The organism is Rhizobacter sp. P5_C2 (genome assembly GCF_054049715.1).
This window is the reverse complement of sequence record NZ_JBFULV010000012.1, coordinates 37,484-60,307: the sequence shown is the minus strand read 5'-3', so window position 1 is coordinate 60,307 and position 22,824 is coordinate 37,484. Positions and strand designations below refer to the sequence as shown.

Below are 22,824 nucleotides of genomic sequence, written 5' to 3'. Positions count from 1 at the left end.
GTCTTCTCTCAATCCACCACCAGCTTGCCGCGCTTCAGCAGGTCGTCGAGCACCTGGTTGTCGGTGGCGAAGCCGCTCGTCAGGTTCAGGTTGTTGATCGTGATCACCTGGTTCACCGCAGCGGCGTTGTAGGTGCCGTTGGTGAAGCCGCCGGTCGTGCTGACCTCGACCACCGTGTTGCCACCCACCACCGAGAAGTGCAGGTAGTTGTTCAGGTTGCCGTGGTCGACCGTGATCGCCGTCGCGTTGTTGGTGCCGATGTTGGTGGCGGTGGTCACGTTGTTGGCCGTGTGCGCCTCGCCGACCAGCAGGTCGCGCAGGTCCAGCACGTCGCCCGAGTTGGTGGTGTTGTCGAAATCGGTGATCACGTCGCGCGCCGGCGCCGCGGTCGTGCCCTGGTCGGCGAGCTTCCACTGGAAGACGTCGTGGCCCAGGCCGCCGACCAGCGTGTCGTTGCCCTTGCCGCCGATCAGCGTGTCGGCGCCGTCGCCGCCGTTCAGGGAGTCGTTGCCGTCGCCGCCGATCAGCTTGTCGCGGGCGGCGCTGCCCGTCAGCGAGTCGTTGCCGGCGCCGCCGTCGAGCGTCGAGCCGGTGCGGATCACGTACTGGCCGCCGCTCACGATGATGTCCTGCGTGTCCGACAGCGTCGGCGCATTCGCGTCGCTGAACATCGCGAAGTTGCTCGTGCCCAGCGTCTGGTACGTGGAGTCGGCCGTGCCGGTGGTCTTGATCTCGATCTTCAGCACGGCGTTGCCGCCTTGCTCCCAGTACAGCAGCTCCAGCGCCGTCAGCCCGCCGGTGATCGGCACGCCGGTGTAGACGCGGGTGGTCGGCGACTGGATGTCGTCGTAGACCGCGACCTGGTGGCCGTCCAGCATCAGGCGGAAGCCGTCGTCCGCGGTGACCCGGATGTCGTAGCTGCCGGCTGCCATGTACACCTCGCCGGTCAGGCGCACGCCTGCATCGGTGGTGGTGCCCAGGCCGTTGGTCGGGCCCGTGCCGATGACACTGCCGGCGCCGGTGCCGCTTTCGATCGTCAGCGAGCCGGCATCGCTGCCCGCGGTGCGGTGCAGGAACTTGTACAACGAACTGTTGGCGTCGGTCAGCGTCGAGGTGGAGGCGCCGGCTGCGGTGTTCTTGTTCGAGCCCAGCGAGTTGGTGACGTCAGGCGCGCTGCCGTAGTCGATGGTCTTCGCGAGGAAGCGGGCGTCGACGGTGCCGGTGACGGCCGCGGTGGAGGTTCCGAGGATGGCGTTGCTGCCGCCCATCGCGGCATTGCGGGCGTTGACCAGCGTGTTGAAGTCCGACACGCGGTCGAGGTTGCCCACGCTCGCGTCGTCGCTGTGGAGGCGGTTGCCCGTTACCGTGCTGTCGTTGTAGCCGTAGTACTCGCCGTTCAAGCCTTGCGTGTTGGTGATCACCGTCGTGGTCGGCGTGCCGGCGGTCAGGGTATCGGCCTGGCCGCTGACGTGGATCGTCAGCGTCGCGTTCGACGTGGCGCCGCTCGGGTCCTTCACCTGGTAGGTGAACACGTCGTCGACGACGGTCCCGGTCGCGATCGCATTGGCGTTGCTGGCGGCGTAGCTGTAGCTGCCGTCGCTCTTGAGCGTCAGCGTGCCGTAGGTGCCGGTGATGCTGGTGCCGGCCGCGGTGACGGCCGTCGACGGCGTGCCGGTGCCGGCCACGGCCTTGCTGACCGCCAGCGTGTCGCCATCGGCGTCGGTGTCGGCGCTGGAGGCATTGGCGCCGGACACGATCACGCCGCTGGTGGTGTCGGTGCTGACCGTGCTCCCTGCGTTGACGCCCGACTGGTCGCTTCTCGCCACCGGTGCGTCGTTCGTGCCGGTCACGGTGACGTCGATCACCTTCGACGCGCTGCCGTCGGAGCTCGTGACGGTCAGCGTGTCGTGCACGACCTGGCCTGCGGCGATGCCCTGCGTGGCGCTGCGGGTGTTGTCGAGCGTGTAGGTCCAGGCGCCCGTGGTGGCATTGAAGGTGAAGCTGCCGTAGGTGCCGCTGAGGCTGGCCGGCGTGGCGAACGGCGACTGGCTTGCATCGACATCGGTCACTGTCAGCGTGCCCGAGGTGCTGGGCGTGCCGGCGATGGCGTTGTTGACGCCGCCGGCTTCGACGACGTTGCCGGTGGCGGTGCCGCCGATGACGGCGGTGTCGTTGGCGCCGGTGACGGTGACGTCGATCTGCTTGGTCGCGCTGCCGTCGCTGCTGGTAACCGTCAGGGTGTCGTGCACGGTCTGGCCGGCGGTCAGGGCTTGCGTAGCGGTCTTCGTGTTGTCGAGGGCGTAGGTCCAGGCACCGGTGGCGGTGTTGAACGTGAACGTGCCGTAGGTGCCGGCCAGGCTGGACGGCGTGGCGAAGGACGACTGGCTTGCGTCGCCATCGGTCACGGTGAGCGAGCCTGAAGCGTTCGGCGTGCCGGCGGTGGCGTTGCTGAGGCCACCGGCTTCGACGACGTTGCCGGTGGCGGTGCCGCCGATCACGGCGTTGTCGTTGGCGCCGGTGACGGTGACGTCGATCTGCTTGGTCGCGCTGCCGTCGGTGCTGGTGACGGTCAGCGTGTCGTGCACGGCCTGGCCAGCGATCAGCGCTTGCGTCGCAGTCTTCGTGTTGTCGAGCGCATACGTCCAGGCACCGGTGGCGGTGTTGAAGGTGAACGTGCCGTAGGTGCCAGCCAGGCTGGCCGGCGTGGCGAACGAGGCCTGGCTGGCGTCGACGTCGGTGATGGTCAGGCTGCCCGAAGCGTTCGGGGTGCCGGCGGTGGCGTTGTTCGCGCCGCCTGCTTCGACCACGTTGCCCGTGGCGGTACCACCGATGACGGCGTTGTCGTTCGAGCCGGTGACGGTGACGTCGATCTGCTGCGAGGTGCTGCCGTCGGAGCTGGTGACTGTCAACGTGTCATGCGCGGTCTGGCCGGCGGTCAGCGCCTGGGTTGCGGCTTTCGTGTTGTCGAGTGCGTACGTCCAGGCGCCGGTGGCGGTGTTGAACGTGAACGTGCCGTAGGTGCCAGCGAGGCTCGACGGCGTTGCAAACGAGGCTTGGCTGGCGTCGACATCGCTGATGGTCAAGCTGCCCGAAGCGTTCGGTGTGCCGGCGGTGGCATTGTTGGTACCACCCGCTTCGACGACGTTGCCGGTGGCGGTGCCGCCGATCACGGCGTTGTCGTTSGAGCCGGTGACGGTGACGTCGATCTGCTGCGAGGCGGTGCCGTCGGAGCTGGTCACGGTCAGCGTGTCGTGCGCGGTCTGGCCAGCGATCAGCGCTTGCGTCGCCGCCTTCGTGTTGTCGAGCGCGTAAGTCCAGGCACCAGTAGCGGTGTTGAACGTGAACGTGCCGTAGGTGCCTGCCAGGCTGGCCGGCGTCGCGAACGACGATTGGCCTGCATCGGCGTCGGTCACGTTGAGCGAGCCCGAAGCGTTCGGCGTACCGGTGGTGGCGTTGTTCGCGCCACCCGCTTCAATCACATTCCCGGTGGCGGTGCCGCCAATGACCGCGTTGTCGTTGGAGCCGGTGACGGTGATGTTGATCTGCTGCGAGGCGCTGCCATCGGCGCTCGTGACGGCCAGCGTGTCCTGCGCCGTCTGACCGGCGGTCAGTGCTTGCGTCGCCACCTTCGTGTTGTCGAGGGCATACGTCCAGGCGCCGGTGGCGGTGTTGAACGTGAACGTGCCATAGGTGCCGGCCAAGCTGGCCGGCGTGGCGAACGAGGCCTGGCCTGCGTCCACGTCGGCGATCGTCAAGCTGCCCGAGGCGTTCGGCGTGCCAGCAGCGGCGTTGCTGATGCCGCCTGCTTCGACGACGTTGCCGGTAGCCGTGCCACCGATCACCGCGTTGTCATTGGAGCCGGTGACGGTGACGTTGATCTGCTGCGAGGCGCTGCCATCGGCGCTCGTGACGGTGAGCGTGTCCTGCGCCGTCTGACCAGCGATCAGTGCTTGCGTGGCCGCCTTGGTGTTGTCGAGGGCATACGTCCAGGCGCCGGTGACGGTGTTGAACGTGAACGTCCCGTACGTGCCGGCCAGACTGGCTGGCGTGGCGAACGAGGCTTGGCTGGCGTCGACATCGGTGATGGTGAGCGCGCCCGACGCATTCGGGGTGCCGGCGGTGGCGTTGTTGGCGCCGCCCGCTTCGACGACGTTGCCGATAGCCGTGCCGCCGATGACCGCGTTGTCGTTGGAGCCGGTGACCGTCACGTCGATCTGCTGAGAAGCGCTGCCGTCGGAGCTGGTGACTGTCAGCGTGTCGTGCGCGGTCTGGCCCGCGATCAACGCTTGGGTTGCAGCCTTGGTGTTGTCGAGCGCGTAGGTCCAGGCGCCAGTGGCAGTGTTGAAGGTGAATGTGCCGTACGCGCCAGCCAAGCTGGCCGGCGTGGCGAACGAAGCCTGGGCTGCGTCCACATCGGTCACGGTGAGCGAGCCCGAAGCGTTCGGCGTACCGGCGGTCGCGTTGTTGGCGCCACCCGCTTCGACGACGTTGCCCGTGGCCGTGCCACCGATCACGGCGTTGTCGTTGGCGCCGGTGACCGTGACGTTGATCTGCTGCGAGGCGCTGCCATCGGAGCTGGTCACGGTCAGCGTGTCGTGCGCTGTCTGGCCTGCCGTCAGCGCTTGGGTCGCGACCTTCGTGTTGTCCAGCGCGTAGGTCCAGGCACCGGTGGTGGTGTTGAACGTGAACGTGCCGTAAGCGCCGGCCAGACTGGCCGGTGTAGCGAATGAGGCTTGGCTGGCGTCGACATCGGAGATGGTCAGGCTGCCCGAGGCGGTGGGCGTGCCGGCGGTGGCGTTGTTGACGCCACCTGCTTCAACCACGTTGCCAGTGGCAGTGCCGCCGATGACGGCGGTGTCGTTCGCACCCGTGACTGTGACGTTGATCTGCTGCGAAGCGCTGCCGTCGGAGCTGGTGACGGTGAGCGTGTCCTGCGCGGTCTGACCGCCGGTCAGTGCTTGCGTGGCCGCCTTGGTATTGTCGAGTGCATACGTCCAGGCACCGGTGGCGGTGTTGAAGGTGAACGTGCCGTAGGTGCCGGCCAGGCTGGCCGGCGTGGCGAACGAGGCTTGGCCCGCATCCACATCGGTGATCGTCAAGCTGCCAGAAGCGTTCGGGGTACCAGCGGTAGCGTTGTTCGCTCCGCCCGCTTCGACGACGTTGCCGGTAGCCGTGCCGCCGATGACCGCGTTGTCGTTGGAACCGGTGACGGTGATGTTGATCTGCTGCGAGGCGCTGCCATCGGCGCTCGTGACGGTCAGCGTGTCCTGCGCCGTTTGACCGGCGGTCAATGCTTGCGTCGCCACCTTCGTGTTGTCGAGTGCATACGTCCAGGCGCCGGTGGCGGTGTTGAACGTGAACGTCCCGTACGTGCCAGCCAGACTGGCTGGCGTGGCGAACGAAGCCTGGCCTGCATCCACATCGGTCACGGTGAGCGAGCCCGAAGCGGTCGGCGTGCCCGCGGTGCCGTTGTTGGCGCCGCCCGCCTCGGTGACGTTGCCCGTCGACGTGCCACCAATGACGGCGGTGTCGTTGGTGCCATTGATCGTGACGGTGACCGTCGACGACGTGCCATCGATGCTCTTGACCGTGAAGGTCTCGGTCAGCGACTGGCCGGCGCCGAGCGCCTGGATCGAAGCATTGTTGTTCGCTGCGGCGTAGGTCCACGCGCCATTGGAAGCCAGCGTGAAGGAGCCGTACGTGCCGGCGGTCGCGGCCTGCGGCTGGAAGGCCGCTTCGCCAGTGTCGACATCGGTGACGGCCAGCGTGCCGCCGGTGGTGAGGTTGCTGGCGCCATTGACGGCCGTGTCTTCCGTGACGGCGCCGGTGTTGGCGCCGCTGATCACGGCGACATCATTGGTGCCGTTGATGGTGACCGTGATGGTCGACGGCGTGCCGTCCGCGCTCTTGACGGTGAAGGTCTCGGTCAGCGATTGACCGGCACCCAGCGCCTGGATGGTGGCGTTGTTGTTGGCGGCCGTGTAGGTCCAGGCACCGTTGGTGCCCAGGCTGAACGTGCCGTAGGTCCCGGCGGTCGAGGCTTGCGGCTGGAAGCTCGCTTCGCCGGTGTCGACATCGGTGACGGTGAGCGTGCCACCCGTCGACAGGTTGCCCGCGCCATTGATGGCGGTGTCTTCCTTGACGCTGCCGGTCGAGGTGCCGCCGATGACGGCGGTGTCGTTGGTGCCGTGGATGGTGACGGTGACGGTCGACGAGGTGCCGTCGAAGCTCTTGACCGTGAAGGTCTCGGTCAGCGATTGACCGGCGCCCAGCGCCTGGATCGTGGTGTTGCTGTTCGCCGCTGCGTACGTCCACGTGCCATTGGAAGCGAGCGTGAACGTGCCGTAGGTGCCGGCGGTCGAGGCTTGCGGCTGGAAGCTCGCTTCGCCGGTGTCGACATCGGCGACGGCCAGCGTGCCACCGGTCGCCAGGTTGCCCGCGCCATTGATGGCGGTGTCTTCAGTCACGGAGCCGGAGGTGGCGCCGCTGATCACGGCGACATCGTTCGTGCCGTGAATCGTGACGGTGACGGTTGACGAGGTGCCGTCGACGCTCTTGACGCTGAAGGACTCCGTCAGCGATTGGCCTGCAGGCAGCGCCTGGATGGCTGCGCTGCCGTTGGAGGCGGTGTAGGTCCACGCGCCGTTCGAGCCGAGCGTGAAGCTGCCGTAGGTGCCTGCAGTGGAGGTTTGCGGCTGGAAGGCCGCTTCGCCGGTATCGACATCAGTGACGCTGAGCGTGCCGCCGGTCGACAGGTTGCCACCGGAGACGCCGGCATCTTCGGTGACGCTGCCGGTCGTCGCACCGGAGATGACGGCAACGTCGTTCGTGCCATGGATCGTGACGGTGACGGTTGACGACGTGCCGTCAACGCTCTTGACGGTGAACGTTTCGGTCAGCGACTGGCCAGCAGGCAGTGCCTGGACTGCCGCATTGCCGTTTGAGGCTGTGTAGGTCCAGGCGCCGTTGGTGCCCAGCGTGAAGGAGCCGTACGCACCAGCGGTGGAGGTTTGCGGCTGGAAGGCTGCTTCGCCGGTGTCGATGTCGGTGACGCTGAGCGTGCCGCCGGTCGACAGGTTGCCACCTGCAACGCCGGTGTCTTCCGTGACGCTGCCAGCGGTCGCGCCTGAGATCACCGCGACATCGTTGGTGCCGTGGATCGTGACGGTGACGGTCGATGACGTGCCGTCGATGCTCTTGACCGTGAAGGTCTCGGTGAGCGACTGGCCGGCCGGCAGGGCCTGGATCGCAGCGCTGTTGTTCGCCGCTGCATACGTCCAGGTGCCATTGGAGGCGAGCGTGAAGGAGCCGTACGTGCCGGCGGTCGAGGCTTGCGGCTGGAAGGCCGCTTCGCCGGTATCGACATCGGTGACGGCCAGGGTGCCGCCGGTGGCCAGGTTGCCGGCACCGTTGACGGCCGCGTCTTCCGTGACGGAGCCGGAGTTGGCGCCGCTGATCACGGCCACGTCATTGGTGCCGTTGATGGTGACCGTGACGCTCGACGGCGTGCCATCCGCGCTCTTGACGGTGAAAGTCTCAGTCAGCGATTGACCGGTGCCCAGTGCCTGGATCGCGGTGTTGTTGTTGGCCGCGGCGTATGTCCACGTGCCGTTGGCGGCCAGCGTGAAGGAGCCATACGTGCCGGCGGTCGAGGCTTGCGGCTGGAAAGAGGCCTCACCGGTGTCGACATCGGAAACCGTGAGCGTGCCACCGGTGCTCAGGTTGCCCGAGCCGTTGACGGCGGTGTCTTCCTTGATGCTGCTGGTCGAGGTGCCACCAATCACGGCTGCATCGTTGGTGCCGTTGATCGTGACCGTGACGGTCGACGAGGTGCCATCGGCGCTCTTGACCGTGAAGGTCTCGGTCAGCGACTGACCTGCGCCCAGGGCCTGGACGGTCGAGTTGCCGTTCGCCGCGGCGTAGGTCCACGCGCCGTTGGAGGCGAGCGTGAACGAGCCGTAGGTGCCGGCGGTGGAAGCTTGCGGTTGGAAGGCCGCTTCACCCGTGTCGACATCGGACACGTTCAGCGTGCCGCCGGTCGTCAGGTTGCCGGCGCCATTGACGGCCGTGTCTTCGGTCACGGAGCCCGACGTGGCGCCGCTGATCACAGCGACGTCGTTGGTGCCATGGATGGTGACGGTGACCGACGACGACGTGCCGTCGACGCTCTTGACCGTGAAGGTCTCCGTCAGCGACTGGCCTGCAGGCAGTGCCTGCACAGCCGCATTGCTGTTCGCGGCCGTGTAGGTCCAGACACCGTTCGTGCCGAGCGTGAACGTGCCGTAGCTGCCGGCGGTCGAGGCTTGCGCCTGGAAGGTCGCCTCGCCGGTGTCGACATCCGAAACCGTGAGTGTGCCGCCGGTGGTCAGGTTACCGGCTCCGTTGACGGCGGTGTCTTCCGTGACGCTGCTGGTCGACGTGCCGCCAATGACGGCTGCATCGTTGGTGCCGTTGATGGTGACCGTGACCGTCGACGAGGTGCCGTCGACGCTCTTGACGGTGAAGGTCTCGGTCAACGATTGACCGGCACCCAGTGCCTGGATCGAAGCGTTGTTGTTCGCCGCTGCATACGTCCACGCGCCATTGGAGGCGAGCGTGAAGGAGCCGTACGTGCCGGCAGTCGAAGCCTGCGGCTGGAAGGCTGCTTCGCCGGTGTCGACGTCGGTGACGGCCAACGTGCCGCCGGCGGTGAGGTCGCCCGCGCCATTGACGGCCGCGTCTTCCGTGACCGAGCCAGACGTTGCGCCGGAGATCACTGCGACATCGTTGGTGCCGTGGATCGTGACGGTGACCGTCGACGACGTGCCATCCACGCTCTTGACCGTGAAGGTCTCGGTGAGCGACTGGCCTGCAGGCAGCGCCTGGACGGTTGCGCTGCCGTTGGAGGCGGTGTACGTCCACGCACCGTTCGAGCCGAGCGTGAAGGAGCCGTAAGCGCCAGCGGTGGCGGTTTGCGGCTGGAAGGCCGCTTCCCCGGTGTCGACGTCGGTCACCGAGAGCGTGCCGCCTGTCGACAGGTTGCCGCCGCTGACACCGGTGTCTTCGGTGACGCTGCCGGCGGTCGCGCCGGAGATCACGGCGACGTCGTTGGTGCCGTGGATCGTGACGGTGACGGTCGACGAGGTGCCGTCGACGCTCTTGACCGTGAAGGTCTCGGTGAGCGATTGGCCAGCGGGCAGGGCCTGGATGGCCGCATTGCCGTTGACGGCCGTGTAACTCCAGGCGCCATTGGCGCCGAGCGTGAACGAGCCATAGGTGCCGGCCGTCGAGGCCTGCGGCTGGAAGGTCGCCTGGCCGGTGTCCACGTCGGAGACGGTCAGCGTGCCGCCCGTCGTCAGGTTGCCGGCGCCGTTGACGGCACTGTCTTCCGTGACGCTGCCGGTCGAGGTGCCGCCGATCACGGCGGTGTCATTGGTACCGTTGATGGTGACGGTGACCGTCGACGAGGTGCCGTCGATGCTCTTGACCGTGAAGGTCTCGGTCAGCGATTGACCAGCGCCCAGTGCCTGGATGGTCGCGTTGTTGTTGGCCGCGGCGTAGGTCCACGTGCCGTTGGAGGCGAGCGTGAACGAACCGTAGGTGCCGGCGGTCGCGGCTTGCGGCTGGAAGGCCGCTTCGCCGGTGTCGACATCGGCGACGCTCAGCGTGCCGCCTGTCGTCAGGTTGCCCGAGCTATTGACGGCGGTGTCTTCCGTGACGGCGCTGGAGTTGGCGCCGCTGATGACGGCGACATCGTTGGTGCCGTTGATCGTGACGGTGACGGTCGACGGGGTGCCATCGATGCTCTTGACGGTGAAGGTCTCGGTCAGCGACTGACCGGCGCCCAGTGCCTGGATGGTCGCGTTGTTGTTGGCGGTGGCGTAAGTCCACGTGCCGTTGGAGGCCAGCGTGAACGAACCGTAGGTGCCAGCAGTGGAGGCTTGCGGCTGGAAGGCTGCTTCGCCGGTGTCGACATCGGCAACCGAGAGCGTGCCGCCCGTCGTCAGGTTGCCGCTGGTGACGGTGGTGTCTTCCGTGACGCTGCCAGAAGTCGCACCAGAGATCACCGCGACATCGTTGGTACCGTGGATGGTGACGGTGACGGTCGACGGGGTGCCATCAGCGCTCTTGACCGTGAAAGTCTCGGTGAGCGATTGCCCGGCAGGCAAGGCCTGGATCGTCGGGTTGCTGTTGCTCGCGGTGTACGTCCAGGCGCCGCTGGCACCGAGCGTGAAGCTGCCGTAGGTGCCGACGGTCGAGGTCTGGGGCTGGAAGGTCGCTTCGCCGGTGTCGACGTCGGTGACGTTCAGCGCGCCGCCGGTCGTCAGGTTGCCAGCGCCGTTGACGGCCGTGTCTTCGTTGACGCTGCCAGTCGACGTGCCACCGATCACGGCGGCGTCGTTGGTGCCGTTGATCGTGACCGTGACCGTCGACGAGGTGCCGTCGACGCTCTTGACCGTGAAGGTCTCGGTCAGCGATTGGCCAGTGCCCAGCGCCTGGATGGTCGGGTTGTTGTTTGCAGCTGCGTAGGTCCAGGTGCCGTTGGAAGCGAGCGTGAAGGAGCCGTACGTGCCAGCAGTCGAGGCCTGCGGTTGGAAGGCCGCTTCACCGGTGTCGACGTCGGCAACGATCAGCGTGCCGCCCGTCGTCAGGTTGCCGCTGCCATTGATGGCGGTGTCTTCGGTCACGGAGCCCGATGTGGCGCCGCTGATCACTGCGACATCGTTAGTGCCGTGGATGGTGACGGTGACCGTCGACGAGGTGCCGTCGACGCTCTTGACCGTGAAGGTCTCACTCAGCGATTGGCCAGCGCCCAGCGCTTGAATCGAGGCGTTGTTGTTCGATGCTGCGTAAGTCCAGGCACCGTTCGAGCCAAGTGCGAAGGTTCCGTAGGTTCCGGCGGTCGAGGCCTGCGGCTGGAAAGCCGCCTCGCCGGTGTCGACGTCGGAAACCGTGAGCGTGCCGCCGGTGGTCAGGTTGCCCGAACCATTGACCGCCGTGTCTTCCGCGACGCTGCTCGTCGAGGTGCCACCGATCACGGCTGCATCGTTGGTGCCGTTGATCGTGACCGTGACGGTCGACGGGGTGCCATCGATGCTCTTGACCGTGAAGGTCTCGGTCAGCGATTGACCGGCACCCAGTGCCTGGATCGTGGCGTTGTTGTTGGCTGCGCCGTAGGTCCACGTGCCATTGGTGGCCAGCGTGAAGGAGCCGTAGGTGCCAGCGGTCGAAGCCTGCGGCTGGAAGGCCGCTTCGCCCGTGTCGACGTCGGTGACGGCGAGGGCGCCGCCTGTGGTGAGGTTGCCGGAGCCGTTGACGCTCGTGTCTTCCGTGACGGCGCCCGAAGTGGCGCCGGAAATCACGGCGACATCGTTGGTGCCGTGGATGGTGACGGTGACGCTCGACGAGGTGCCGTCGACGCTCTTGACGGTGAAGGTCTCCGTCAGCGACTGGCCGGCAGGCAGTGCCTGGACGGCCGTGTTGCCGTTGGAGGCCGTGTAAGTCCACGCGCCGTTCGAGCCGAGCGCAAAGGTTCCGTAGGTGCCGGCGGTCGAGGCTTGCGGCTGGAAGGCTGCCTCGCCGGTGTCGACATCGGTGACGTTCAGCGTGCCGCCGGTGCTCAGGTTGCCGTTTGCGACTCCGCTGTCTTCGGTGATGGCGCCAGAGTTGGCGCCGCTGATGACCGCCACGTCATTGGTACCGTTGATGGTGACGGTGACGGTTGACGAAGTGCCATCAGCGCTCTTGACGGTGAAGGTCTCGGTCAGCGATTGACCCGCGCCGAGCGCCTGGATGGTGGTGTTGTTGTTGGCTGCGGCGTAGGTCCAGGCGCCACTGGCGCCCAAGGTGAACGTGCCGTAGGTGCCTGCAGTCGAGGCCTGGGGCAGGAAGGTCGCTTCGCCGGTGTCCACATCGGTGACGGCCAGCGTGCCGCCGGTCGTCAGGTTGCCCGATCCGTTGACGGCTGTGTCTTCCGTGACCGCGCCGGACGTGGCGCCGGAAATCACCGCGACGTCGTTGGTGCCGTTGATCGTGACGGTGACAGTCGACGAGGTGCCATCGACGCTCTTGACGGTGAACGTTTCGGTCAGCGATTGACCAGCGCCCAGCGCCTGGATCGTGGCGTTGTTGTTGRCAGCAGCGTAGGTCCACGTGCCATTGGTGGCCAGCGTGAACGAACCGTAGGTGCCGGCCGTCGAGGCCTGCGGCTGGAAGCCCGTTTCGCCCGCGTCGACATCGGTCACGACCAGCGTGCCGCCCGTGGCCAGGTTGCCGCTGCCATTGACGGCGGTGTCTTCCGTCACGGAGCCGGACGTGGCGCCGCTGATCACGGCGACATCATTGGTGCCGTTGATGGTGACCGTGACCGTCGACGGTGTGCCATCGACGCTCTTGACGGTGAAGGTCTCCGTCAGCGACTGGCCTGCAGGCAGCGCCTGGATGGCCGCGTTGCCGTTGGAGGCCGTGTAAGTCCACGCGCCGTTCGAGCCGAGCGCGAAGGTTCCGTAGGTGCCAGCGGTCGAGGCTTGCGCCTGGAAGGCCGCTTCGCCGGTGTCGACATCGGTGACCGAGAGTGTGCCGCCCGTCGACAGGTTGCCGCCGGTGACCCCCGTGTCTTCCGTGACGCTGCCAGCGGTCGCGCCGGATATCACGGCGACATCATTGGTGCCATGGATCGTGACGGTGACCGTCGACGACGTGCCATCGACGCTCTTGACCGTGAAGGTCTCGGTGAGTGACTGACCGGCCGGCAGTGCCTGGATCGCGGCATTGCCGTTGGAGGCGGCGTAGGCCCACGCGCCGTTCGCGCCGAGTGTGAAGGAGCCGTAGGTGCCAGCAGTGGACGCTTGCGGCTGGAAGGCCGCTTCGCCGGTGTCGACATCGACGACGCTCAGCGTGCCACCGGTGCTGAGGTTGCCGGCGCCGTTGACGGCCGTGTCTTCGGTGATCGAGCCGGACGTGGCGCCGCTGATGACGGCCACGTCATTGGTGCCGTTGATCGTGACCGTGACAGTCGACGAGGTGCCATCAGCGCTCTTGACAGTGAAGGTTTCCGTCAGCGACTGGCCTGCAGGCAGTGCCTGGACGGCCGCGTTGCTGTTGGACGCCGTGTAAGTCCACGCGCCGTTCGAGCCGAGCGTGAACGTGCCGTAGCTGCCAGCGGTCGAGGCTTGCGGCTGGAAGGCCGCTTCGCCGGTGTCGACATCGGCGACGTTCAGCGTGCCACCGGTCGTCAGGTTGCCGGCGCCGTTGACGGAGGTGTCTTCCGTGACCGAGCCCGAGTTGGCGCCGCTGATCACCGCGACGTCGTTGGTGCCGTTGATCGTGACGGTGACGCTCGACGAGGTGCCGTCGGCGCTCTTGACGGTGAAGGTCTCGGTCAGTGATTGACCGGCACCCAGTGCCTGGATCGTGGCGTTGTTGTTCGCTGCGGCGTAGGTCCAGGCGCCATTGACGCCCAAGGTGAACGTGCCATAGGTGCCGGCAGTGGAGGCCTGCGGCTGGAAGGCCGCCTCGCCGGTGTCGACGTCGGTGACGGCCAGCGTGCCGCCGGTCGTCAGGTTGCCGCCCGTGACGCCGGTGTCTTCCGTGACGCTGCCAGAGGTCGCGCCAGAGATCACAGCGGCGTCGTTGGTGCCGTTGATCGTGACCGTGACGGTCGACAGGGTGCCATCGATGCTCTTGACCGTGAAGGTCTCGGTCAGCGATTGACCAGCGGCCAGTGCTTGGATGGTCGCGTTGTTGTTGGCCGCGGCGTAGGCCCACGCGCCATTGGCGGCCAGCGTGAAGGAGCCGTAGGTGCCGGCGGTCGAGGCTTGCGGCTGGAAGGCTGCTTCGCCGGTGTCGACGTCGGTGACGCTGAGCGTGCCGCCCGTCGACAGGTTGCCGCCGGCGATACCCGTGTCTTCCGTGACACTGCCAGCGGTCGTGCCGGAAATCACGGCGACATCGTTGGTGCCGTGGATCGTGACGGTGACCGTCGACGAGGTGCCATCGACGCTCTTCACCGTGAAGGTCTCGGTCAGCGACTGGCCGGCCGGCAGTGCCTGGATCGCGGCATTGCCGTTGGAGGCGGTGTAGGTCCACGCGCCGTTCGAGCCGAGCGTGAAGGAGCCGTATGTGCCGGCCGTCGAAGCTTGCGGCTGAAAGGCCGCTTCGCCGGTGTCGACGTCGGTCACGGAGAGCGTGCCGCCTGTCGACAGGTTGCCGCCGGTGACACCGGTGTCTTCGGTGACGCTGCCAGCGGTCGCGCCGGAGATCACGGCGACGTCGTTGGTGCCATGGATGGTGACCGTCACGCTCGACGACGTGCCGTCAATGGTCTTGACGGTGAAGGTTTCGGTGAGCGACTGGCCGGCGGGCAGTGCCTGGACAGCGCCGCTGTTGTTCGAAGCCGTGTAAGTCCACACGCCGTTCGAGCCGAGCGTGAAGCTGCCGTAGGTGCCTGCTGTAGATGCCTGCGGCTGGAATGCCGCTTCGCCGGTGTCGACATCGGCGACCGAGAGCGTGCCGCCTGTCGTCAGGTTGCCACCGGTGACGCCTGTGTCTTCGGTCACGGAGCCGGACGCGGTGCCACCGATCACGGCGACATCGTTCGTTCCGTTGATCGTGACGGTGACGCTCGACGAGGTGCCGTCGACGCTCTTGACCGTGAAGGTCTCGGTCAGCGATTGACCAGCGCCCAGTGCCTGGATGGTCGCGTTGTTGTTGGCCGCGGCATAGGTCCACGTGCCGTTGGAAGCCAGCGTGAACGAACCGTAGGTGCCGGCGGTGGACGCTTGCGGCTGGAAGGACGCTTCCCCAGTGTCGACATCGGCGACCGCCAACGTGCCACCCGTCGCCAGGTTGCCGGCGCCATTGACGGCCGTGTCTTCCGTGATCGAGCCCGACGTGGCGCCGCTGATCACAGCGACGTCGTTGGTGCCATGGATGGTGACGGTGACGGTCGACGAGGTGCCGTCGACGCTCTTGACCGTGAAGGTCTCCGTCAGCGACTGGCCCGCAGGCAGTGCCTGGACGGCCGCGTTGCCGTTGGACGCCGTGTAGGTCCACGCGCCGTTCGAGCCGAGCGCGAAGGTTCCGTAGGTGCCAGCGGTCGAGGCTTGCGCCTGGAAGGCCGCTTCGCCGGTGTCGACATCGGCGACGCTCAACGTGCCGCCGGTCGTCAGGTTGCCCGAGCCATTGACAGCGGTGTCTTCCGTGACGGCGCCGGAGTTGGCACCGCTGATGACGGCGACATCGTTGGTGCCGTTGATCGTGACCGTGACTGTCGATGAAGTGCCATCAGCGCTCTTGACGGTGAAGGTCTCGGTCAGCGACTGACCCGCGCCGAGCGCCTGGATGGTCGCGTTGTTGTTCGCTGCTGCATAGGTCCACACGCCGTTGGATGCGAGCGTGAAGGAGCCGTAGGTGCCCGCGGTGGAGGCTTGCGGTTGGAAGGCCGCCTCACCGGCATCGATATCGGTGACGGTGAGCGTGCCACCCGTCGACAGGTTGCCGCCGGCGACCCCCGTGTCTTCCGTGACGCTGCCAGCGGTCGCGCCGGAAATCACGGCGACATCGTTGGTGCCATGGATCGTGACGGTGACCGTCGACGAGGTGCCATCGATGCTCTTGACCGTGAAGGTCTCGGTGAGTGACTGACCGGCCGGCAGTGCCTGGATCGCCGCGTTGCTGTTTGCGGCCGTGTATGTCCAGACACCGTTGGTGCCGAGCGTGAACGAGCCGTAGGTGCCGGCGGTGGAGGCTTGCGGCGAGAAAGCCGCTTCACCCGTGTCGACATCGGCGACCGCGAGGGTGCCACCCGTCGTCAGGTTGCCGCCAGTGACGCCCGTGTCTTCCGTGACGGCGCCCGAGGTCGCGCCCGAGATCACCGCGACGTCGTTGGTGCCATGGATGGTGACGGTGACGCTCGACGAGGTGCCGTCGGCGCTCTTGACGGTGAAGGTTTCCGTCAACGACTGGCCAGCCGGCAGGGCCTGGAGAGCCGCGTTGCTGTTGGCCGCCGTGTAGGTCCAGGCACCGTTGGTGCCCAGCGTGAACGTGCCGTAGGTGCCGGCCGTCGAGGCCTGCGGCTGGAAGGTCGCTTCGCCGGTGTCCACGTCGGAGACGGTCAGCGTGCCGCCCGTCGTCAGGTTGCCGGCGCCATTGACGGCACTGTCTTCCGTGACGCTGCCGGTCGAGGCGCCGCCGATCACGGCGGTGTCATTGGTGCCGTTGATCGTGACGGTGACGCTCGACGAGGTGCCGTCGACGCTCTTGACCGTGAACGTTTCCGTCAACGATTGACCGGCGCCCAGCGCCTGGATGGTCGGGTTGTTGTTCGCCGCGGCGTAGGTCCACGTGCCGTTGGAAGCCAGCGTGAAGCTGCCATAGGTACCGGCGGTGGAAGCTTGCGCCTGAAATGCCGCTTCGCCGGTGTCGACGTCGGTGACGCTGAGCGCCCCCCCGGTGGTCAGGCTGCCAGCGCCGTTGACGGCCGTGTCTTCCGTGACCGAGCCGGACGTGATGCCGGAGATCACGGCAACGTCGTTCGTGCCATGGATGGTGACCGTGACGGCCGACGAGGTGCCATCGGCGCTCTTGACGGTGAACGTCTCGGTGAGCGACTGGCCAACAGGCAGCGCCTGGATCACAGCGTTGCTGTTCGAGGCCGTGTAGGTCCACGCGCCGTTCGAGCCGAGCGTGAAGGAGCCGTACGTGCCGGCCGTCGAAGCTTGCGGCTGGAAGGCCGCTTCGCCGGTGTCGACATCGGTCACCGAGAGCGTGCCGCCTGTCGACAGGTTGCCGCCGGTGACGCCGGTGTCTTCGGTGACGCTGCCAGCGGTCGCGCCGGAGATCACGGCGACATCATTGGTGCCGTGGATCGTGACGGTGACCGACGACGAGGTGCCATCGACGCTCTTGACCGTGAAGGTCTCCGTCAGCGACTGGCCTGCAGGCAGTGCCTGCACGGCCGCGTTGCCGTTGGACGCCGTGTAGGTCCACGCGCCGTTCGAGCCGAGCGCGAAGGTTCCGTAGCTGCCAGCGGTCGAGGCTTGCGCCTGGAACGCCGCTTCGCCGGTGTCGACATCTGCGACGCTCAGCGTGCCGCCGGTCGTCAGGTTGCCTGCACCGTTGACGGCAGTGTCTTCCGTGACGGCGCCGGAGTTGGCGCCGCTGATCACGGCCACGTCGTTGGTGCCGTTGATCGTGACGGTGACGGTCGACGAGGTGCCGTCGACGCTCTTGACGGTGAAGGTCTCGGTCAGTGACTGACCCGCGCCGAGCGCCTGGATGGTCGCGTTGTTGTTCGCTGCTGCATAGGTCCACGCGCCGTTGGATGCGAGCGTGAAGCTGCCGTAGGAGCCGGCCGTCGAGGCTTGTGGCTGAAAGGCCGCTTCGCCGGTGTCGACATCGGTGACCGAGAGCGTGCCGCCCGTCGACAGGTTGCCGCCGGCGACACCCGTGTCTTCCTTGACGCTGCCAGCGGTCGCGCCGGAAATCACCGCGACATCGTTGGTGCCGTGGATCGTGACAGTGACCGACGACGATGTGGCATCGACGCTCTTGACCGTGAAGGTCTCGGTCAGGGACTGGCCGGCACCCAGGGCCTGGATGGTCGGGTTGTTGTTCGCCGCGGCGTAGGTCCACGTGCCGTTGGAGGCGAGGGTGAAGCTGCCATACGTGCCGGCGGTGGAACCTTGCGGCTGGAAGGCTGCTTCGCCCGTGTCGATGTCGGCGACGCTCAGCGTGCCGCCCGTCGTGAGGTTGCCCGAACCGTTGACAGCCGTGTCTTCCGTGACAGCGCCCGAAGTGGCGCCGGAAATCACGGCGACATCGTTGGTGCCATGGATGGTGACGGTGACGCTCGACGACGTGCCGTCGACGCTCTTGACGGTGAAGGTCTCCGTCAGCGACTGGCCAGCCGGCAGTGCCTGGACGGCCGCGTTGCCGTTGGCTGCGGTATAGCTCCAGGCGCCATTGGTGCCGAGTGTGAATGAGCCATAGGTGCCGGCCGTCGAGGCCTGCGGCTGGAACGCCGCTTCGCCGGTGTCGACATCGGAGACGTTCAGCGTGCCGCCGGTCGTCAGGTTGCCGGCGCCGTTGACGGCACTGTCTTCCGTGGCGTTGCCGGTCGAAGTGCCGCCGATCACGGCGGTGTCATTGGTGCCGTTGATCGTGACGGTGACGGTCGATGAGGTGCCGTCAACGCTCTTGACCGTGAAGGTCTCGGTCAGCGATTGACCGGCACCCAGTGCTTGGATGGTCGCGTTGTTGTTGGCCGCGGCGTAGGTCCACGTGCCATTGGAGGCGAGCGTGAACGAGCCGTAGGTGCCTGCTGTCGAGGCTTGCGGCTGGAATGCCGCTTCCCCAGTGTCGACGTCGGTCACCGAGAGCGTGCCGCCGGTGGTCAGGTTGCCACCGGTGACGCCGGTGTCTTCCGTGACGCTGCCAGCGGTCGCTCCGGAAATCACGGCGACATCGTTGGTGCCATGGATCGTGACGGTGACCGTCGACGACGTGCCATCCACGCTCTTGACCGTGAAGGTCTCGGTGAGTGATTGACCAGCGGGCAGGGCCTGGACGGCCGCATTGCTGTTGGCGGCCGTGTAGGTCCAGGCACCGTTGGTGCCGAGCGTGAACGTGCCATAGGTGCCGGCAGTGGAGGCCTGCGGCTGGAAGGCTGCTTCGCCGGTGTCGACGTCGGCGACCGAGAGCGTGCCGCCGGTCGTCAGGTTGCCAGCGGTGACGCCCGTGTCTTCGGTCACGGCGCCGGACGCGGTACCGCCGATCACGGCGACATCGTTCGTTCCATTGATGGTGACGGTGACGCTCGACGACGTGCCGTCAGCGCTCTTGACGGTGAAGGTCTCGGTCAGCGATTGACCGGCGCCGAGCGCCTGGATCGCGGTGTTGTTGTTGGCCGCGGCATAAGTCCACGTGCCGTTGGCGGCAAGGGTGAACGAACCGTAGGTACCCACCGTGGAGGCTTGCGGCTGGAAGGCCGCTTCACCGGTATCGACATCGGTGACGGCGAGGGTGCCGCCTGTGGTGAGACTGCCGGAGCCGTTGACGCTCGTGTCTTCCGTGACCGAGCCCGACGTGGCGCCGCTGATCACCGCGACATCGTTGGTGCCGTGGATGGTGACGGTGACGGTCGACGAGGTGCCGTCGACGCTCTTCACCGTGAAGGTCTCGGTCAGCGATTGCCCCGCGGGCAATGCCTGGATCGCCGCGTTGTTGTTCGCCGCCGCATAGACCCACACCCCATTTGCGCCCAGCGTGAAGGTGCCGTAGGTCCCCGCCGTGGCAGCCTGCGGCTGGAACGCCGCCTCGCCCGCATCCGGATCGGCGATCGCCAGCGTGCCGCCCGTCTTGAGCTGTCCGCCCACGTCGACCGCCGTGTCTTCGGTGACCGCGCCCGAGCCCGGGGTGATCACGGCCGCATCGGCCACCGGCGTCACGTTCAGGCTCAGCGTGTTCGGTGCCGCATCGAAGGCGCCCGCGCCGTCCTGCACGCTGAAGCTGAACGACGCGTACGGCGCGCCGTTGCCATTGGCAGCCGGCGCGTACACCAGGTGCCCGGCGTTGATCTCGGCCACCGAGATGATCTGGCCCGCCGCCACGGCCACGCCGTTGAGCAGCAGCGTGCCGGCGGCCGGCGTCGTGTCGATGCGAACGTTCACGAGCGTCTGCCCGGCATCCGCATCGGCAAAGCCGAAGTCGCCCGATTGCACCGTGTAGCTGCTGTCCTCCGCCAGCGTGCGGGTCACGTCCGCACCGGTCGGCGGCGTGTTGGTGCCGACGTTCACGGTGACGTTCGCCGTGGCGCTCGCGCCGCTCGGGTCGGTCACGGTGTACTGGATCTGCACCGCGCCGCTGAAATTGGTGGCCGGCGTGAAGACCACGTGGCCGCTCGCGTCGACCGACACCGTGCCCTGGGCCGGGTTGGCCAGCACCGGGTTGCTGACGGTCAGCGTGTCGCCGTCGATGTCGCGGTCATTGGCCAGCACGTCGATCGTCACCGCGCTGTTGATCGCGGTCGAGGCCACGTCGTCGACCGCCACCGGCGCGTCGTTCACCGGCGTGATCGTCAGCGTGAGCTGTGCGGTCGAGGTGGTCGTGCCGTCGCTCAGCGTGTAGGTGACGACCGGCACGGCGCCGTGGTAGTCGGGGTTGGGCGTGAAGCTGTAGCTGCCGTCGGCATTGATACGCAGCGAGCCGGTGGCCGGATCGACCGCCGTCAGCCCGGCCGCGTAGGTGTTGCCGTTGAAGCTGAACTGCGTCACCGACAGCGCGTCGTGGTCGACGTCGGTGTCGTTGGCCAGCACGTTGCCGCTGGCGGTGCTGTCTTCGCCGACGCTCAGGCTGTCGTTGACGCCCACCGGCGCATCGTTCACCGCGCTCACGGTGAGGCTGAGCGAGGCGCTCGAGCTCGCGCTGCCGTCGCTCACGGTGTAGATGACGGCCGGCACCGCGCCGTTGTAGTTCGGCAGCGGCGCAAAGATGTAGCCGCCGTCGGTCGCGATCAGCAGCGTGCCGACGTTGGCGATGGTCGCGGCCTGGCCCGCCGTGTAGGTGTTGCCGCCGACGCTGAACTGCGTCACCGACAGGCTGCTGCCGGCGTCGACGTCGCTGTCGTTCGCGAGCACGTTGCCCACCAGCGGGCTGTCTTCGGTGGCATGGCCGGTGTCGCTCACGGCCACCGGCGCATCGTTGCTGCCGTTGACGGTGATCACGACGCTGCGGCTGCTGCCGTCGGCCGTGGTGACGGTGAAGCTCTCGGTGACGCTGCTGCCGGCCGCCAGCGCCTGCACGTTCGGTGCCGCGTTGTCGAGCGTGTAGGCCCAGGTGCCGTCGCTCGCGAGCGTGAAGCTGCCGTAGCTGCCGGTCGTTCCGGTTTGCGCGACGAAGGCGGATTCGGCGGGGCCGTCCGGATCGGTGATGTTCAGCTTGCCGGTGCTGCCCGGCACCAGGTCTTCGGTGACGCTGCCGGCCAGCGGCCCGGTGATCACCGGCGCATCGGGCGTCGCCGCGACCTGCACGGTGATGGTCGATGTGGCCGGCGTCGTGCCGTCGCTGACGGTGTACGGAATGCTGACCGGGCCGTTGAAATCGGGCGCGGGCGTGAAGGTGAGGGTGCCGTCCGGGTTCAGCGACACGCTGCCTTCGGGCAGGCTCACCGGCGTGCCGACCGCGATCGGCTGGCCGGCCACCTGGGTGATCGCGAGGGCCGGGCTGTCGACATCGGTGTCGTTGGCACGCGGGTCGAAGGTGACCGGCGTGTCTTCGGTGGCCGAGACCGCGTCGCCCTGCGCCCGCGGCGCATCGTTGACCGGCGTGACGTTGAAGCTGAAATTGTTCGGCGTGGCGTCGAAGGCGCTAGCACTGTCCTGCACGCTGAAGCTGATGCTGGCGTAGCCGCTGCCGTTGCCATCGGCGGCCGGCGTGAACACCAGGTGGCCGGCGGCGATGTCCGCGGCCGAGACGACGGTGCCGGCCGTCACCGACGCGCCGTTGAGCAGCAAGCTGCCGGCGGCCGGCAGCGCGTCGATGCGCACGCCGGCGAAGGCTTGGCCGGCGTCCGGGTCGCTGAAGCCGAAGTCGCTCGCCTGCAGGCTGTACGCGCTGTCTTCGTTCTGCGTGTGCGCGCCGTCGGTGCCGCTCGGCGGCGTGTTCGCGCCGACGTTGACAGTGACGGTGGCGCTGGCTGTTGCGCCCGACGGGTCGGACACGGTGTAGGTGATGGTGACGGGGCCGCTGACATTGGTGGCGGGCGTGAACGCCAGTTCGCCGTTGCCGTTGACCGCCACGCTGCCGAGTGCCGGGTTGCCCAGCACCGGGTTGCTGACGCTCAGCGTGTCGCCGTCGACGTCGGTGTCGTTGGCCAGCACCGGGATGGTGACCGGCAGGTTGATCGCGCTCGACACGCTGTCATTCGCGGCGACCGGGGCGTCGTTGACCGCCGCCACGTTGATCGTCAGGCTCGACGATGACTGCAGGCTGCCGTCGCTGACGGTGTACGGCACGTTCAGCGAGCCATTGAAATCGTGCGCCGGCGTGAAGCTCAGCGTGCCATCCGGGTTCAGCGTCACGGTGCCCTGGGGCAGCACGACCGGCGTGCCGACCGCGATCGGCTGGCCGCCGACCGAGACGATGGCCAGCGACGGCGAATCGCCGTCGGTGTCGTTGGCGCGCGGGTCGAAGGTGACCCGCGTGTCTTCCACCGCATTGATGGTGTCGGCCCGGCCGACCGGCGCCTGATCGGGTGCCGGCGCGGGGGCAGGGGCTGGACCGGGGGCGGGTGCAGGAGCGGGTCCTGGTGCCGGAGCGGGTGCAGGGGCCGGGGCGGGTGCAGGGGCTGCAACAGGTGCCGGCGCGGCGGCCGCTTCAGCGCCGTTGGCACTCGTCGAGACGATGGGAGGCGTGGTTGCGGCCGGTGCCGCGGTGTCGCTGAAGCCCAGGCTGTCGCTGGTCGTGGCTTCGGAGATCCGGTCGACGCGCAGGCCGGGGGTCAAGCCGCCACCGCCACCGCCGGTCAGGCCGGCGGCCGGGGCCGTCAGCGAATCGGGCTGGTTCAACTCGGCGATCACGCGATCGATGTCGGTGTCGACCGGTTCCGGAATCTTCGGTGCCGCGGCCATCGTCGGTGCGTCGAGGTCGTCGAGCCGCACGATGCCGTCTTGCGTCGTCAGGATCACGTCGCCCTTTTCGACGACATCGCCCACCTGCAGCGCCCGGACGTGGCCGTCGGGCGTGCGGATCAAGGCGGCACCCCACAGTGCAGTCACCTTGCCGTGTTGGGTTTGGACGATGGTGGGCATGGGATTTCCTCGGACACAAAACTGGCCAGAACTTACC

General features: G+C 67.4%; 1 protein-coding gene. It reads right to left on the bottom strand.

What is annotated here, in order from left to right:
- Positions 1 to 8 precede the first annotated feature (8 nt).
- Positions 9 to 22,787 carry a VCBS domain-containing protein gene (locus tag ACXJLU_RS06345; RefSeq protein ID WP_457329597.1) on the bottom strand — a complete coding sequence of 7,593 codons (22,779 nt, stop codon included), beginning with the start codon at positions 22,785 to 22,787 and terminating at the stop codon, positions 9 to 11.
- Positions 22,788 to 22,824: the final 37 nt, after the last annotated feature.